The sequence below is a fragment of the Bradyrhizobium sp. 604_D8_N2_3 genome (assembly GCF_051810765.1).
Lineage (GTDB): Bacteria > Pseudomonadota > Alphaproteobacteria > Rhizobiales > Xanthobacteraceae > Bradyrhizobium > Bradyrhizobium barranii.
The window spans coordinates 1,247,456-1,263,225 of sequence record NZ_JBPWPM010000001.1 but is presented as its reverse complement, the minus strand read 5'-3'; the positions used below and the strand labels follow the sequence as shown (position 1 = coordinate 1,263,225).

General features: G+C 65.8%; 12 protein-coding genes. 7 read left to right on the top strand and 5 right to left on the bottom strand.

Going from position 1 to position 15,770, the window contains the following annotated elements; genetic code table 11:
* Positions 1–2: 2 nt before the first annotated feature.
* The 3 genes from AB7245_RS05935 to AB7245_RS05925 all read left to right on the top strand — a co-directional run bounded on the left by AB7245_RS05935 (position 3) and on the right by AB7245_RS05925 (position 2,638).
* Positions 3–677 carry a thiamine phosphate synthase gene (locus AB7245_RS05935; RefSeq protein ID WP_085401782.1) on the top strand — a complete coding sequence of 225 codons (675 nt, stop codon included), beginning with the start codon at positions 3–5 and terminating at the stop codon, positions 675–677.
* An 8-nt stretch (positions 678–685) separates the two neighbouring features.
* Positions 686–1,768, top strand: a complete 1,083-nt coding sequence (locus AB7245_RS05930; protein WP_085401781.1) for a tetratricopeptide repeat protein — start codon at positions 686–688, stop codon at positions 1,766–1,768.
* A gap of 84 nt (positions 1,769–1,852) precedes the next feature.
* The gene (locus AB7245_RS05925) at positions 1,853–2,638 is read left to right on the top strand and encodes an inositol monophosphatase family protein (RefSeq protein WP_028150910.1); all 786 of its coding nucleotides are present in this window, start codon (positions 1,853–1,855) and stop codon (positions 2,636–2,638) included.
* Positions 2,639–2,799: 161 nt separating this feature from the next.
* On the opposite strand, the gene AB7245_RS05920 is transcribed toward AB7245_RS05925, so the two are convergent.
* From AB7245_RS05920 to AB7245_RS05905, 4 genes are all read right to left on the bottom strand, one after another.
* Positions 2,800–5,955 carry a multidrug efflux RND transporter permease subunit gene (locus tag AB7245_RS05920; RefSeq protein WP_439033928.1) on the bottom strand — a complete coding sequence of 1,052 codons (3,156 nt, stop codon included), beginning with the start codon at positions 5,953–5,955 and terminating at the stop codon, positions 2,800–2,802.
* Positions 5,956–5,961: 6 nt separating this feature from the next.
* Positions 5,962–7,155: an efflux RND transporter periplasmic adaptor subunit gene (locus AB7245_RS05915; protein WP_094184113.1), complete on the bottom strand. Its 1,194-nt coding sequence runs from the start codon at positions 7,153–7,155 to the stop codon at positions 5,962–5,964.
* Positions 7,156–7,482: 327 nt separating this feature from the next.
* Positions 7,483–8,046 carry a hemerythrin domain-containing protein gene (locus tag AB7245_RS05910; RefSeq protein ID WP_063981018.1) on the bottom strand — a complete coding sequence of 188 codons (564 nt, stop codon included), beginning with the start codon at positions 8,044–8,046 and terminating at the stop codon, positions 7,483–7,485.
* Between the two features lie 302 nt (positions 8,047–8,348).
* Complete coding sequence (locus tag AB7245_RS05905) at positions 8,349–9,374, bottom strand: SAM-dependent methyltransferase (RefSeq protein WP_085401779.1); 1,026 nt, start codon at positions 9,372–9,374, stop codon at positions 8,349–8,351.
* Positions 9,375–9,756: 382 nt separating this feature from the next.
* On the opposite strand from AB7245_RS05905, the gene AB7245_RS05900 reads away from it, so the two are divergent.
* From AB7245_RS05900 to AB7245_RS05885, 4 genes are all read left to right on the top strand, one after another.
* A complete protein-coding gene (locus AB7245_RS05900; RefSeq protein WP_085401777.1) occupies positions 9,757–10,782 on the top strand; it encodes a flagellar motor protein MotA in 1,026 nt (341 codons plus the stop codon).
* A gap of 152 nt (positions 10,783–10,934) precedes the next feature.
* Entirely contained in the window at positions 10,935–11,963 is a 1,029-nt protein-coding gene (locus tag AB7245_RS05895) for a peptidoglycan -binding protein (protein ID WP_085401776.1), read from the top strand.
* Positions 11,963–12,409, top strand: coding sequence for a GNAT family N-acetyltransferase (locus tag AB7245_RS05890; RefSeq protein WP_085401775.1), 447 nt, complete (start codon positions 11,963–11,965; stop codon positions 12,407–12,409). Before AB7245_RS05895 ends, AB7245_RS05890 begins: the two co-directional genes overlap by 1 nt.
* 276 nt (positions 12,410–12,685) lie before the next feature.
* Positions 12,686–13,861, top strand: a complete 1,176-nt coding sequence (locus AB7245_RS05885) for an IS481 family transposase (RefSeq protein WP_085398134.1) — start codon at positions 12,686–12,688, stop codon at positions 13,859–13,861.
* Between the two features lie 49 nt (positions 13,862–13,910).
* Here the strand turns inward: AB7245_RS05885 and AB7245_RS05880 are convergent, their stop codons facing one another.
* Positions 13,911–15,755, bottom strand: coding sequence for an ABC transporter ATP-binding protein/permease (locus AB7245_RS05880; protein ID WP_439033927.1), 1,845 nt, complete (start codon positions 15,753–15,755; stop codon positions 13,911–13,913).
* Between the last annotated feature and the right edge of the window lie 15 nt (positions 15,756–15,770).

Here is a 15,770-nt window from a genome sequence, read left to right as displayed (position 1 = left end):
TCTTGTCGAACAAATCGCCTCCGCCGCGCCCGGCGCCGCGTCTCTATCTCGCGACGCCTGCCATCGATGATCCCGCTGCGTTCGTCGCCGAGCTGCCGGGCCTGCTCGCTGCCGCCGACGTCGCGGCCGTGCTGCTGCGGCTGAAGGAGACCGACCAGCGCACCATGATCACGCGCATCAAGGCGCTGGCCCCGCCGGTCCAGAAGGCGGGCGCCGCGCTGCTCGTTGAAGGTCATGCCGAACTGGTCGCACGTGGCGGCGCCGACGGCGCGCACCTGCCCGGCATCGCCGCGCTGAAAGAGGCGCTGCCATCGCTCAAGCCCGATCGCATCGCCGGCGTCGGCGGGCTGACGACGCGGCACCATTCCATGGATGCGGGCGAGATAGGCGCGGACTACGTGCTGTTCGGCGAACCTGATGCAAAGGGCCAACGCCCGTCGTCCCAGGCGATCGCCGAGCGGCTGGACTGGTGGGCCGAGCTGTTCGAGCCGCCCTGCGTCGGCTTTGCCACCTCGCTCGAAGAGGCGCACGACTTCGCCGCCAGCGGCGCCGATTTCGTGCTGGTCGGCGAATTCGTCTGGTCCGATCCGCGCGGTCCCAAGGCCGCGCTGATCGAGGTCGACGCTGAGATCAAGAAGGCCCATGCGGCCGCGCTTGCGGGTCAGGAGCACGGCTAGCGCCCGACATGAAGCTCCCGCGCATCACCATCCTGGCCACGCTGCTGCTGACGGCGCCCGCGGCCGCGCAGCTCCAGATCACGCCGCCGGTGGCCACGCCGAGCGCCGTGCCTGAGAAAGAGAAGCCCAAGCCGCCTCCGGCCGCCAAGAAGAAGGAGGCCGCGCCGGCGCCAAAACCTTCGGCCTCGCCCAAGCCGGCCGCCTCGCCCAAGCCGGCGCTGCCCGCAACCGTGATCCCCGCACCGGCAACCGACAATCCCAATGTCGACCTGGTGTTCGGCGCCTATCAGCGCGGCCAGTACAAGACGGCGTTCGATCTCGCCACCGCCCGCGCACAAGCGGGCGACCCCAAGGCGATGACCATGCTCGGCGAGCTCTATTCCAACGCCATGGGCATCCGCCGCGACTACGCCAAGGCGCTGGAATGGTACAAGCGCGCCTCCGATGCCGGCGACCGCGAGGCGATGTTCGCGCTCGCCATGCTGCGAATTTCCGGCCGCGGCGGCTCGGTCGACAAAAGCGAGGCGGTGAAGCTGATGGCTTCCGCCGCCAAGCTCGGCGAGCCCAAGGCGGCCTATAACCTCGCGCTGCTTTACCTCGACGGCCAGACCCTGCCGCAGGACGTCAAGCGGTCCGCCGAGCTGCTGCGTCAGGCCGCCGACGCCGGCCTGCCCGAGGCGCAATACGCGCTGGCGACCTTCTACAAGGAAGGCACCGGCGTGCCGAAGGACCCGGAACGCGCGGTGCGGCTGCTCCAGGCGGCTTCACTGGCGGACAATGTCGATGCCGAGGTCGAATATGCCATCGCCATGTTCAACGGCACCGGCACGGTGAAGAACCAGCCGGCCGCCGTCGCGTTGCTCCGCAAGGCCTCCCGCCAGGGCAGCGCGATCGCGCAGAACCGCCTGGCCTGGGTGCTGATCAACGGCATGGGCACGTCCGTGGACAAGGTCGAGGGCTTTAAATGGCACCTGGTGGCGAAAACCTCCGGCAAGGGCGATCCGGAGCTCGACAAGCAATTGTCCGACCTGCCGGCCGAGGACCGGGGCAAGGCCGAGGCCGCCGCCAGAAAATGGCTCGGGACCAAATGACTTGACGCAAAGGCCCTCGCAGGGCACCCCATCCTTCAAACAGGCGCGATTTCGCGCCATTTCCCCCGATCAAGACCAGAGCACATGCTGTATTCCGCCACTATCAACGTCATGGTCAAGGCCGCGCGCCGCGCCGGCCGCAGCCTCAAGCGCGATCTCGGCGAGATCGAGCATCTCCAGGTCTCGCTGAAGGGGCCGGCCAATTTCGTCTCGCTCGCCGACAAGCGCGCCGAGGAGATCCTCTACCAGGACCTCGCCAAGGCCCGCCCCGGCTACGGCTTCATCGGCGAGGAAGGCGGCACCCGCGAAGGCAGCGACAAGAGCCACACCTGGATCGTCGACCCGCTCGACGGCACCACCAACTTCCTGCACGGCATCCCGCAATTCGCGATCTCGATCGGCCTCGTGCGCGAGGGCACGATCATTGCGGGCGTGATCTACAACCCCGCCAATGACGAGCTCTACATCGCCGAGCGCGGCAAGGGCGCCTTCCTCAACGACCAGCGCCTGCGCGTGGCCGGCCGCCGCCAGCTCAACGAATGCGTGGTGGCCTGTGGCCTGCCGCATATCGGCCGCGGCGACCACGAGGAATTCCGCCGCGAGATGACCGCGATCCAGGACCGCGTCGCGGGCCTCCGCCGTTTCGGCGCCGCCTCGCTCGACCTGGCCTTCGTCGCCGCCGGCCGCCTCGACGGCTACTGGGAGCGCAACCTGCAATCCTGGGACATCGCCGCCGGCATGATCATGGTGCGCGAGGCGGGCGGCACGGTGAGCGACATCGCAACGCCGGGCGACGCGCTGGTGACCGGGCATGTCGTGTGCGGCAACGAGTTCGTGCACGGGGAGCTGGTGAAGATTTTGCGGAAGTAGGCGTAAGGCGAAGCCCTGCGCTTCACACTCCGCCGTCATCACCCGCCTTGTGCGCACTTGCGCACTGGAGCGGGTGATCCAGTATTCCAGAGACGTTTGTTGGATACGGAAGGGCCGCGGCGTACTGGATGCCCCGCCTGCGCGGGGCATGACAGCTCGCCTTATGGCTTCACCGGCGCGGGCGGCCCGTACGCCTCGCCGTCCTTCGCCGCAGCCGGCTCCCGATCTCCCGCGAGCACGCGCTGCACCGAGACGAAGAACACCGGCACCATCAGCAGCGCCAGGATCACCACCGCGATCATGCCGCCCATCACGATGCTGCCGAGCGCCTGCTGGCTGGCGCCGCCGGCGCCGTGCGCAATCGCCATCGGCAGCACGCCGCAGATGAAGGCAAGGCCGGTCATCAGGATCGGGCGGAAGCGCAGGCGGCAGGCTTCGATGGTGGCGTCCACCAGCGGCTTGCCTTCCTTGCGCAGGTCCTTGGCGAACTCGATGATCAGAATCGCGTCCTTTGCCGCGAGGCCGATGATGGTGATCAGGCCGACGGTGAAATAGACGTCGTTGGGCAGGCCGCGCAGCATCGCCGCGGCCACCGCGCCGACGATGCCGAGCGGCACCGTGAGCAGCACCGCGAGCGGAATGGTCCAGCTCTCGTAGAGCGCGGCAAGACACAGGAACACCACGAACACCGACAGTGCCAGCAGGAACGGCGCCTGCGAGCCCGACAGTTTTTCCTGGAGCGACTGTCCGGTCCATTCATAGCCGAAGCCGCGCGGCAATTTGCCGGCAAGCCGCTCCATCTCGGCGATCGCGTCGCCCGAGGTGAAGCCGGGTTTCGCCTCGCCGGAGATGCGCACTGCCGGATAATAATTGAAGCCCGCGATCTGCGTCGGGCCGCGCGCCCATTCGACCGTGGCGAAGGACGAGAACGGCACGAGCTGGCCACGGCTGTTCTTGACGTTGTAGTTGAGGATGTCCTCGGTCCGCATGCGGTCGCGGGCATCGGCCTGCACCACGACGCGCTGCATGCGGCCGCGGTTCGGGAAGTCGTTGATGTAGTTCGAGCCGAGATTGGTCGAGATCGTGTTGTTGATGTCCTCGAAGGTGACACCGAAGGCGCCGGCCTTCTCGCGGTCGATCACGAGATTGACCACGCCGGCCTCGGGCAGGCCCTCGATATAGACCTTCTGAAGCACCGGGCTCGCATTGGCCTCCGCGATCAGCTGGTCGGCGGCGCGCATCAATGCCGGATAGCCTTTCTGGCCGCGGTCCTGGAGGCGGAACGAGAAGCCCGAGGAGTTGCCGAGATTGTCGATCGGCGGCGGCTGGAGCGCAGAGATCTTTGCATCGCGGATCGACGACGACAGATCGCGGTTGATGTCGTTGACGATCGCCGCGGCAGAGTCCTTCGGCCCGCGCTCCGACCAGTCCTTCAGCGTGATGAAGGCCTGCGCGGTGTTCATGCCCTGGCCAGAGAAGCTGAAGCCGGTGAGGAAGGTGACATCCTTCACACCCGGCCGCTCGCCGAGATATTTCTCGACCTTCTCGATGACGGCCTCGGTGCGGGGATACGACGAATCCGACGGCGTCTGCACGTCGGTGGTGACGAAGCCCTGGTCGTCGATCGGCAGGAAGCCGCCGGGCAGGCTGACGAAGGCCCAGGAGAGACCAGCCAGCAGCGCGACATAGACCAGCATCAGGCGGCCGGTCCGCTTCAGCGAGAAGCCGACGGTGCGGGAATAGCCCTCCTTGCCGCCTTCGAGCATGCGGTTGAACCAGCCGAACACGCCCCGCTTCGCATGGCCGTGGCCGGCCGCGACGGGCTTCAGAATCGTCGCGCACAGCGCCGGCGTCAGCGACAGCGCGAGGAAGGCGGAGAAGCCGATCGCGGCGACCATGGTCACCGAGAACTGGCGGTAGATGATGCCGACCGAGCCTGGGAAGAACGCCATCGGCACGAACACCGCCATCAGCACCAGCGTGATGCCGATGATGGCGCCCGATATCTGCGCCATCGCCTTGCGCGTCGCTTCCTTCGGCGGCAGGCCTTCCTCGGACATGATGCGTTCGACGTTCTCGACCACGACGATGGCGTCGTCGACGAGGATGCCGACCGCGAGCACCATGCCGAACATCGAGAGCATGTTGATGGAATAGCCGGCGAGCAGCAGCGTGGTACACGCGCCCAGCAGCGCCACGGGCACCACGATGGTCGGGATGATGGTGTAGCGGATGTTCTGCAGGAACAGGAACATCACCACGAATACCAGCACCACGGCTTCGACCAGCGTCGTCAGCACCTTCTTGATCGAGGCCTCGACCACGGGCGTGATGTTGTAGGGGATCTCGTAGGAGATGTTGGCCGGGAAGAAGCGCGACAGCTCCTTCATCTTCTCCTCGACCGCGCTCGCGGTCGCCAGCGCGTTGCCGGTCGGCGACATCAGCACGGAGAGGCCCGCGGTCGGCTTGCCGTTCAGGCGCGTGTTGAACTGGTAGCTGAGGCCGCCGACCTCGATGCGTGCGACGTCGCGCAACCGCACGGTCGAACCGTCGGCATTGGCGCGCAGGATGATGGAACCGAATTCGTCCGGCGACGAGAGCTGGCCCTTGACCAGCACCAGCGAGGAGGTGCGCTGGCTCGAGGTCGACGGCTCGGCGCCGATGCTGCCCGAAGCGACCTGTGCGTTCTGCGCGGCGATCGCCTTGTTGACGTCGTCCGCGGTCAGCCCGTAGCCGACCAGCTTTGCCGGATCGACCCAGACGCGCAAGCTACGTTCGGTCGAATAGAGCGTGGCCCGGCCGACGCCGGGGATGCGGCGGATCTCGCCGAGCACGTTGCGGATCATGAAGTCGCCGAGGCCGACTTCGTCGAGGCTGCCGTCGGTCGAGTTCAGCGTGATGATCTGGAGCACGGCGCTCGAGGCTTCCTCGATCAGGATGCCCTGCTGGATCACCGCACGCGGCAGCCGCGCTTCGACGCGCTTGATGCGGTTCTGCACCTCGACGGAGGCGGCGCTGGTATCGGTGCCCGGCTGGAAATTGGCGATGATCTCGACCTGGCCGAGCGAGTCGCTGGTCGATTCGAAATTGAGGATGCCGGAGGCGCCGTTGAGCTCCTCCTCGATCAGCCGGGTGACGCTGTTGTAGAGGTTTTCGGGCGAGGCGCCGGGATAGCTGGTCGAGATCGAGATCGAGGGCGGCGCGATGATCGGATATTGCGCGATCGGCAGCAGCGGGACCGCGATCGCGCCGATCAAGCAGATGAACAGCGCGACCACCCAGGCGAAGATCGGCCTGTCGATGAAGAAACTCGCCATGGCGCGTTACCGCGTCAGCTTCTGGGCGTGCCGATTGTCCGCGGTGGCGTCCGCTTCCGACCAGGATTGCGGCTTCACCTTGTCGCCGGCCGCGAACTTCTGGAAGCCTTCGACCACGACCTTGTCGCCGGCCTTCAGGCCCTCGGTCACGAACCAGAGTCCGTCCTGCACCGAGCCCGTGCGCACCGGCTGCACGGCGATGTGGTTGTCGTCCTTGACGACGAACACCTCGCTGCCGCCGCCGCCGTTGCGCTGGATCGCCTGCTGCGGCACCGCGATTGCGTCGCTGTCGAGTCCCTGGTCGATCCGGACGCGGACATACATGCCCGGCAGCAGCTCGCGCTTGGGATTGCGGAATTCGCCGCGCAGGGTCACCTGGCCGGTATGGGCATCGACCTTGGCGTCCGAGAACAGCAGCTTGCCGTCGAGCGAATAAAGGGTGTTGTCGTCGAGCACGAGGCGCACCTTGGCGGCATCGGCGGCGATGCGCTCGAGGTCGCCGCTCTCGAAGGCGCGGCGGAGCTGGTTGAGCTCGGTCACCGACTGGGTGAAGTCGGCATAGATCGGATCGAGCTGCTGGATGCTGGCGAGGTTGGTCTCGTTCTGCACCGCGAGCGCACCCTCGCTGACCAGCGCCGCACCGACGACGCCGTCGATCGGCGCGCGCACGGTGGCGTAGTCGAGATTGAGTTTGGCGCGCGCGAGTTCCGCCTTGCGGCCTTCGACCTCGGCATGGGCCTGACGCTCGGCCGCGATCGCCTTCTCGTTCTCGGCTTCTGGGGCAGCGCGATCCTTGGTGAGGGTGGCGATGCGGTGCGCCTGCTGTCTCGCCTGCATCAACCCGGCCTCGGCCTTGGCGACGGCCGCCTCGGTGGCCATCACCTCGACCTCGAACGGACGCGGATCGATGCGATAGAGCGCATCGCCGGCCTTCACTTCGCTGCCCTGACGGAACAGGCGCTCGACCACGATGCCGGAGATGCGCGGCCGCACGTCGGAGACGCGCGTCGGCGCGATGCGGCCCGGCAGCTCGCGCACCACGGCGCGCGGCTGCGGCTTGACGATGACGATGCTGACGTCAGGATCGGCGGGCTGGGCAGCGGACACCGCAGAGACGGATTCGTCGCAGCCCGCGAGCAGCGGCGTAAGGGCCGCGAGCATCATTGCAACGCATGCCGATCGCGCGCGAAGTCCTGACATGAAGTTAAGTGCCCCGATGTTGTTGAAACTGAAATCACGCTCCGCGCGAACCCGTTCTGGGCGATTCCATGCGGCTGATGCCGTCAAGATAGAAGGTACTTGCTGCGACGCAACGCATTGCGCGGGCGGCTCAATGCCACATGACCTATCATGCTGAGTTCAGGGCGCTTTTCGGGACTCACCGGATTGTGAGTCGGGTTCCATCACCGCGAGCTGCGACAGAAGATCGCAACGGAACGTTACGAGGGTGTGTACCCATAAAGACGATCAAAGCGTTATGCGCGTGATCCGAAGCCGACGTCACCCGCGAGAGCAACGCTCGCTCGACTAATGTCGGCCGGCTTCAGCCTCCTGCTCTAACTGCAAGATCCGTGCTCGTAGCGTGTCAAAGGTTTCTTCGGCAGCCTCGCTAAACAGCGGGTCCTCATGATTGATTGAAGCAGAAGCGATCTCGGTCCAATCCTGAGGCTCTAAAGCCTTGAGGGCGGCAGGAAAGAAATCACGATCTTCCATCATGATGTGACGCCGCTCGCTCTCTATGAAATCGCGAACGACCTTGTCCACATTTTGCCGCAGGATTTCACGATCCGCGAGGACGTAATCGACCGCTTGAGCGACGCGGCGCAAACGCTCGGTCCCCTTCTGGTGCTCAAGTGTGAGGTTACCGATCTTTGCAGCCGCAGCGGGATCGCGACGTTTTAGCTTGGCGAAGACCAGCTCCTCAAGAGGATGATGGTACATCTCGGGATAGAGTTCGAAATAGCTGATAACCGCGCGAATAACTTCGTAGTCAGGGCGGTCCCCGCGATCGAAAATTTCCAGCTCGCGCTCGAGGACGGCGAGCAGTGTCTCGATATTGCGATGTTCTCGGGACAAGCGCTCAATGATCATTGCAGCCTCCAATGAAGTCATTGAGAAAAAATTACATTAGCGTGAAAACATCTCAGCGCTTTGCGCTAGATCAAACCCGGGCCGGAAAGGGAAAAGACGTTATGTCATTGACCAGGGGTCAGTGGGTCACAATGGCTTTCCTGAGGCATTCAGATGTGTTGGCGCCGCGCAGCCTCATCACATTCACCCGCCTTTTGGACCCAACCCGGACCTCTGGCGAGGTCCGCTATCGCGCCTATCAGGGGCGCCGCGAACCTCATACCCTTCCCTGATCTTCGGCGCGAAATTGACGTGTACTCGCCCTAACCCGCCTTCATCCGGTAGTGGCTGACACCCCATTCGCTGCCATCGGCGTAGCCGAACAGCCCTGATGTCGCGAGGAAGAACCAGCGCCAGCGTCGCATCCACAAAGCGGTCTCCTCGCCATGGACGCTGCGCAGGGACGCTTCGATCGTGTCGCGATGCGCATCGAAATTGGCGAGCCAGTCGTTCGCGGTGCGCTGATAGTGTGTACCGCTCCAGCACCATTCCTTCTCGATCCTGAAGACGTCGCCGAATTGCCTGACGAGGTGATGGCTCGGCATCAATCCATCCATGAAGACATGCTGCGCGATCCAGTCCTCGCGATTGGCGCGGTCGAACAGATGAGAGCCGGAACGATGGGTGACGATGTGCATGAAGAAGCGCCCGTCAGGCGCGAGCCAGGACCGCACGCGCGTCATCAGCTTGCGCCAGTTCATCATCTGCTCGAACATCTCGACCGAGACGATGCGGTCGAACTCCCCATCGGGCGCGAACACGTTCATGTCCGCGGCGACCACGCGCAGGTTCAACAGCCCGCGCAGCCGCGCCTGCTCCTCGACATAGGCGCGCTGGGCCTGCGAGTTCGACACCGCCGTCACCTTCGCATGCGGGAACCGCCGCGCCATCCACAGCGACAGCGAGCCCCAGCCGCAGCCGAGCTCGAGGATGGTCTGGCCGTCGGCGAGACCGGCGTGCTCGACGGTCTGGCGCAGCGCCTCCTCCTCCGCCTCCTGCAGGGTGCTCGCATCGGACTTGTAGAAGCAGGACGAATAATTGCGGTTGGGGCCGAGCACCTCCGCAAAGAACGCCGCGGGCACCTCGTCATGCCCGGCATTGACGGCATCCGCGTCCCCGGCGATCGGCCGCAGGATCATCCGCCCGGCGAAGGCGGCATCGTCGGCCGCGCCCAACGCGGACATGCGCGTCGCCGTGCGCGAGCACAGGCGCTGGATCGCGGCGCGGATCACGACGTCCGGCAGCGGCACGCGTTCGGCAGTCCCGAAGATCGCGGAAACGACGCTCATGCGATCACTCCGTTGATCAGGTCTCGTTGTGGCGGCGGCGGAAGGAACGGGCAGGTTCGGGCGTTGCCACCGGCCCGGCGGGCTCTGAGGTCCAGACAGGATCGACCGCGCCGCAGATGCTGCCGCGCCACCCAGGCGAGCGCCATCCGGACCGCGAGCAAGAGCGCGATGACGGCCACTCCCCAGGATTCGTCACCATGCAAAAAATCCGACCTAAGCCTGCGGAATGCCGAAGTTTTGCAAATTGCGCCTCTATCAAAGCGCGGTTTCAGCTTTGGGTTCCGAGAGCTCTCCACGAAATCGGCACATCCGGCGCTTTTTTTGGGCTGCCGCTGTGCCATAGTGCGCCCCGCAAGCAAGTTCGTAACGGATGATACCGGCCATGCCGCCAGGCGCCTCGCCCCGCTCCCCCATCGATATCGAATATACCAAGCTATCCTCGCCCAGCGTTTTCCTGGTGCGGATGCTGGTCTTTCTGGTGCTGTGCACCCTGGTCGGCGTGGTGCTCTACAAGCAGATCATCCTGGCCTTCTTCGCCAATCCCGGCCTCAATGCCCTGATCGGCGGCGTGCTGTTCATCGGCATCATCCTGGCCTTCCGCCAGGTGATCCGGCTCTACCCCGAAGTCTCCTGGGTCAACAATTTCCGCATCGCCGATCCCGGCCTGGCGCCGTCCCGGCACCCGAAACTGCTGGCGCCGATGGCCATGATCCTCGGCGGCGAGCGCACCGGGCGGATGACGATCACCCAGACCACCATGCGGCACCTGCTCGATTCGATCGCGACCCGCCTGGACGAGGCCCGGGACATCTCCCGCTACATGACCGGCTTGCTGGTCTTCCTCGGCCTGCTCGGCACCTTCTGGGGCCTGATCGAGACGGTCGGTTCGGTCGGCAAGGTGATCGACGGGCTCAAGGTCGGGGGCGATTCCGGCGCCCTGTTCGACACGCTGAAGGAGGGCCTCGCCGCCCCGCTCGGCGGCATGGGCATCTCGTTCTCGAGCTCGCTGTTCGGCCTCGCCGGCTCGCTGATCCTCGGCTTCCTCGATCTGCAATCGAGCCAGGCCCAGAACCGCTTCTACACCGACCTCGAAGACTGGCTCGCCACTACCGTGCGCGAATATGGCCACGGCGAGGTTGCGGTCGCAGCCGCCGGTGGCAGCGGCGGCGTTGCCAGCGGCGAGCTCCAGGCCGCCGTCGAGCGCTTACGCTCCGTGCTCGAGGAAGGCAGCGCCAGCCGCGGCACCACGGCGGCAATGGCGAGCCTTGCCGAAGCCATCCAGGCGCTGGTCTCGCACATGCGGACCGAGCAGCAGATGATCCGCGAATGGGCCGACGGCCAGGGCGAGCAGAACCGCGAGATCCGCCGCCTGCTGGAGCGCATCGCGCGCCAGCCCGAGAAGGGCTGAGCCGCGCAAGAAGTATCGTGCGCCGGACGCAGCGCAGCACGCAGTGATGCGCTGCTGAGCCGGGGCCCAGAGAAACAAGGAATGGGTCCCGGCTCTGCGCAGCAGCGTTGCACGCTGCAGCGCGTCCGGGACACGAGAGAACGGAGACGACAATGGCTCTAGCCCGCGGCCGCCGCAGCGAAGCCGGCTTCAACTACTGGCCCGGATTCGTCGACGCGCTGTCGACGCTGGTGCTGTCGATCGTGTTCCTGCTGTCGGTGTTCCTGGTCGTGCAGTTCTTCCTGTCGCAGGAGGTCACCGGCAAGGACAAGGCGCTGGAGCAGCTCAACGCCAAGATCGCCCAGCTCAACGAGCTCTTGTCGCTGGAGAAGCTCGGCAAGCTCACGCTGGACGACCAGGTCTCGCAATTGAAAGCGGGCCTCGCCTCGGCCGAGACCGAGCGAGATCGCATCAAGGGCCTCTATGACGGCCTCGCCGCTGCCGGCAACGACGCCCAGGGCAAGACCACCGAGCTCGGCAAGGCGCTGGACTCGGAGAAGGCGGTCTCGGCGCGGGCGCTGGCGCAGATCGAGGTGCTGAACCAGCAGATCAGCGCGCTGCGCCGGCAACTGGCCGCGCTGGAGGAGGCGCTCGACGCCAGCGAGAAGCGCGACAAGGAATCGCAGAACCGCATCGCCGATCTCGGGTCTCGCCTGAATGTCGCGCTGGCGCAGCGCGTGCAGGAATTGTCGCGTTATCGCTCGGAGTTCTTCGGCCGCCTGCGCACCATTCTGGGCAATCGCCCTGACATCCGCATCGTCGGCGACCGCTTCGTGTTCCAGTCCGAAGTGTTCTTCGACACCGGCCAGGCGACACTTCTGCCCGAGGGCCGCGCCGAGCTCGACACATTGGCGACCGCGCTGATCGATCTCGACAAGAAGATCCCGAGCGAAATCCCCTGGGTGCTGCGCGTCGACGGCCACACCGACATACGCCCGGTCAGCGGCGCGAATTTCAAATCGAACTGGGACCTGTCCGCGGCGCGCTCGATCTCGGTGGTGCAATATCTGATCTCGCTCGGCGTGCCCGCCCAGCGCCTCGTCGCAGCCGGCTTCGGCGAATTCCAGCCGCTCGACACCGCCAACACGGAAGAGGCCTACAAGCGCAACCGCCGCATCGAGCTGAAGCTGACGGAGCGGTAGTGAGCGCCCTCCGCCTCCGCCCCTACCGCCCCGAGGACGAAACCGCCTCGATCGACCTCTGGCATCGCACCTGGCAGCAAGCCTATCCGCAGATCGATTTCGCCGCGCGGCTGGACTGGTGGCGCGAGCGCTGGCGCAAGGATCTGGTGCCGAAAGCCTCGATCGTGGTCGCAGAAGCGGACGGCGTTCTGACCGGCTTCGTCACCATCGACGGCGAAGGCTATCTCGACCAGCTCGTGGTCGATCCCGCGCACTGGGGCTCGGATGCGGCCAGGCTGCTGGTGGATGAGGCCAAGCGCCTGTCACCGTCGGGCGTCACGCTGCTCGTCAACAAGGACAATGCCCGCGCCATCCGATTCTACGAGCGCAACGGCTTTGCCCATGCCGGAGACGATTTGAACCCGACCTCGGGACGGCCGGTGCTGAAGATGACATGGCGGGCGTGACGAGGTTTGCTGCCGCCCCCCTCCGCTGTCATGCCCCGGCTTGCCGCCTTCGCTGAAGCTTCGGCGTGCCGAGCGCTCGTGTGGGCCTCGGCGTAGCCTTGGCGGAGCCGGGACCGAGACATCCAGTACGCCGCGACTTCTCCGAATCCCACTACTGTCTCTGGAATACTGGATCACCCGCTTTCTTGTTTAGCCCGGACAGATCACTGACGGGTGTTCGGAGACATAGCTGACACATCAACATTGGCTGGATTGGTCCGATTCGGGAGGCCGTCCATGCCTTGGAGCGAGGTGTCAGTGATGGATCAGCGCCACGAGTTTGTGCGGCTGGCTTTGCAGGAGGGCGCCAACCGGCGCGAACTGTGCCGTCGGTTCAACATCAGTCCTGACGTCGGCTACAAGTGGCTGGCGCGCTGGCAGGCCGGCGATCGGGAGCTGGCCGACTGTTCCCGGCGCCCGCATGCGATGCCCAAGCGGAGTGAGGCTGCGGTCGAGGCAGAAGTCCTGGCTGTACGCGACAAGCATCCGGCTTGGGGAGCACGGAAGATTGCCCATTGCCTGAAGCGGGGCGGGCAGACGGTGCCTGTGCCATCAACGGTGCACCAGATCCTGTGTCGGAACGACCGGATCAAACCGAGTGAGAATGCGCCGCCCAATCCGGGCCACCGGTTCGAGAAGGAAGCTCCCAACCTGCTGTGGCAGATGGACTTCAAGGGTCACCTGCCGCTCGCCAATGGGACGCGGTGCCATCCGCTAACGATCGTCGACGATCACTCGCGCTACGTGCTGTGCCTGAAGGCATGTGCCGACGAGCAGCGCCTCACCGTGCAGAATCACCTGTCGACGACGTTCCGCTGCTATGGCCTGCCGGAGGCCTTCTACACCGACAATGGCTCACCCTGGGGCGATACGTCCGGCATTCGTTGGACCGGACTGAAGGTGTGGCTGCTCAAGCTTGGCGTCAGGGTGGTGCACGCAAGGCCATGCCACCCACAGGCCCGCGGCAAGAACGAACGCTTCCATCGCACCCTGAAGGCCGAGGTGTTTGCAATGCGCCGCTTCCGAACTCTCCCGGAAGTCCAGCGCGCCTTCGACGCCTGGCGGCCGGTCTACAATCTGGAGCGGCCTCACCAAGGCCTCGATATGCAGGTCCCTGCCGATCGCTTCCGGCCAAGTGCTCGCCCCATGCCGGCCCGCGTTCCGAACGTCGAATACGACAGCGGCGAGATCGTGCGCAGGGTCTCATCGACAAGACCCTACATCTCCTTCAAGGGACACTTCTGGAAAGTTCCCCAGGCCTTCGCCCGCGAACGCCTTGCCATCCGGCCGCTGGATCGTGACGGCCACTACGGAATCTTCTTCGCCAGCTGGCAGGTCGCATCGATCGACTTGACCAATGGCCAACCTGTCAGTGATGTGTCCGAACAGGTGTCAGCCATGTCTCCGGGCTAAACATTTCGCGGGTGATGACACCGTCAGTGAGGCGACAGTCAGGAGCCCCTCACGCCCCCTCGAACTGCAACCTCGCGAGCCTCGCATAGAGCCCGTTCTTGGCGACGAGCTCCGCGTGCGTGCCCTGCTCGACGATCTTGCCCTGGTCCATCACCAGGATGCGGTCGCAGGAGAGGACGGTGGCGAGACGATGGGCGATCACCAGCGTGGTGCGGTGTCGCATCAGCTCTTCCAGCGCGGTCTGCACCAGCGTCTCGCTTTCGGCATCGAGCGCGGAGGTCGCTTCATCGAGCAGCAAGAGCGGCGCATCGCGCAGGATCGCGCGCGCGATGGCGATGCGCTGGCGCTGGCCGCCGGAGAGCGTGACGCCGCGTTCGCCGAGCGGGGCCTCGAAACCTTCGGGCAGGCGGCGGATGAACTCGGCGGCATGCGCGAGTTCGGCGGCACGCTCGACCTCGGCATCGGTCGCATCGGGCCGGCCGAAGCGGATGTTCTCGCGGGCGCTCGCGGCAAACACGTTGGATTCCTGCGGCACCAGTGCGATGCGCAAGCGGAAATCGCGCGGGTCGGCGGATTTGACCGGCACGCCGTCGAGGGAGATCGCGCCGCCCCGCGGGTCGTAGAAGCGCAGCAGGAGATGAAAGATGGTGCTCTTGCCGGCGCCTGAGGGCCCGACGATCGCGACCTTCTCGCCGGGGCGCACGGTGAACGACACGGCATCGAGCACATTGACGTGAGGCCGCGCCGGATAAGCGAAGCTGACCTGGTCGAAGCCGACCTCGCCGCGCGCCGGCACGGGCAGCGCGCGCGGTGACGCCGGCGCGGTGATCTCGGGCCGCACATGCAGGATCTCGAACAGCCGCTCGGCGGCGCCGGAGGCGGCCGAGACTTCGCCCCAGACCTCGCTGAGCTGGCCGAGGCCGGCCGCGGCAAACGCCGCATAGAGCACGAACTGGCCGAGCCGGCCCGGCGAGATCGTGCCGATCAGGACGTCATGCGAGCCGATCCAGAGGATCGCGACCACGCTTGCGAACACGATGAAGATGATGATGGCGGTGAGCACGGCGCGGGCCTGCGTGGAGGTGCGCGCGGCTTCATAGGCCTGCTCGACCTCGCCGCCAAAACGCTTCTCGGCGAGCCCTTCGCTGGTATAGGCCTGCACGGTGCGGATGGCGCCGACCAACTCGCCCGCATAGGCGGAGGCATCGGCCAGCGTGTCCTGCGCATTGCGCGACAGACGCCGCACCCAGCGCCCGAACGCGACCAGCGGCAGCACGATCAGGGGAATGGCGAGCAGCACGAAGCCGGAGAGGCGCGGGCTGGTGATCACCATCATCGCCGCCGCACCGAAGAACATCATGAGATTGCGCAGCGCGATCGAGACGGAGGCACCGACCGCGGACTTGATGTGGGTGGTGTCGGCCGTGAGCCGCGACACCAGCTCACCGCTGCGCGCGGAATCGAAGAAGGCCGGCGAGAGCGAGAGCAGATGCGCGAAGACGTCGCGCCGGAGGTCGGCGACGATGCGCTCGCCGATCGTCATCACGAGGTAGTATCGCGAGGCGCTGGCAAGCGCGAGCACGGCGACGACCGCGATCATCACGGAGAAGTAGCTGTTGATCAGCGCGATGCCTTCCGGCGTCAGGCCGAAATCGATCATCCGCCTCACAGCGATCGGCACCAGTAGCGTCGTCAGCGCCGCGACCGTGAGCGCGACGAAGGCGAGTGCCGCGCGGCCGCGATAGCGGGCCACATAGGGCGCGAGCGCCAGCAGCGGCCGCAGCTTCGCGCGGCCCTTCGCCGGCGTCTCGATCAACTCGGCTTCGATCGACGGGGCCTCAGGCCCGGCGCGCTCGTCGCGGTACTGGTCGTCAAGCCGTTCCACAGCGCTCATGAGATCGGACCCAAG

What these genes read in the sequence shown, in the direction of transcription:
- AB7245_RS05930 (WP_085401781.1), top strand. Translation starts at nt 686, where the DNA reads ATGAAGCTCCCGCGCATCACCATCCTGGCCACGCTGCTGCTGACGGCG.
- AB7245_RS05910 (WP_063981018.1), bottom strand. Translation starts at nt 8,046, where the DNA reads ATGATCATTGAGCGCTTGTCCCGAGAACATCGCAATATCGAGACACTG.
- AB7245_RS05880 (WP_439033927.1), bottom strand. Translation starts at nt 15,755, where the DNA reads ATGAGCGCTGTGGAACGGCTTGACGACCAGTACCGCGACGAGCGCGCC.
- AB7245_RS05925 (WP_028150910.1), top strand. Translation starts at nt 1,853, where the DNA reads ATGCTGTATTCCGCCACTATCAACGTCATGGTCAAGGCCGCGCGCCGC.
- AB7245_RS05920 (WP_439033928.1), bottom strand. Translation starts at nt 5,955, where the DNA reads ATGGCGAGTTTCTTCATCGACAGGCCGATCTTCGCCTGGGTGGTCGCG.
- AB7245_RS05915 (WP_094184113.1), bottom strand. Translation starts at nt 7,155, where the DNA reads ATGTCAGGACTTCGCGCGCGATCGGCATGCGTTGCAATGATGCTCGCG.
- AB7245_RS05895 (WP_085401776.1), top strand. Translation starts at nt 10,935, where the DNA reads ATGGCTCTAGCCCGCGGCCGCCGCAGCGAAGCCGGCTTCAACTACTGG.
- AB7245_RS05905 (WP_085401779.1), bottom strand. Translation starts at nt 9,374, where the DNA reads ATGAGCGTCGTTTCCGCGATCTTCGGGACTGCCGAACGCGTGCCGCTG.
- AB7245_RS05885 (WP_085398134.1), top strand. Translation starts at nt 12,686, where the DNA reads ATGCCTTGGAGCGAGGTGTCAGTGATGGATCAGCGCCACGAGTTTGTG.
- AB7245_RS05900 (WP_085401777.1), top strand. Translation starts at nt 9,757, where the DNA reads ATGCCGCCAGGCGCCTCGCCCCGCTCCCCCATCGATATCGAATATACC.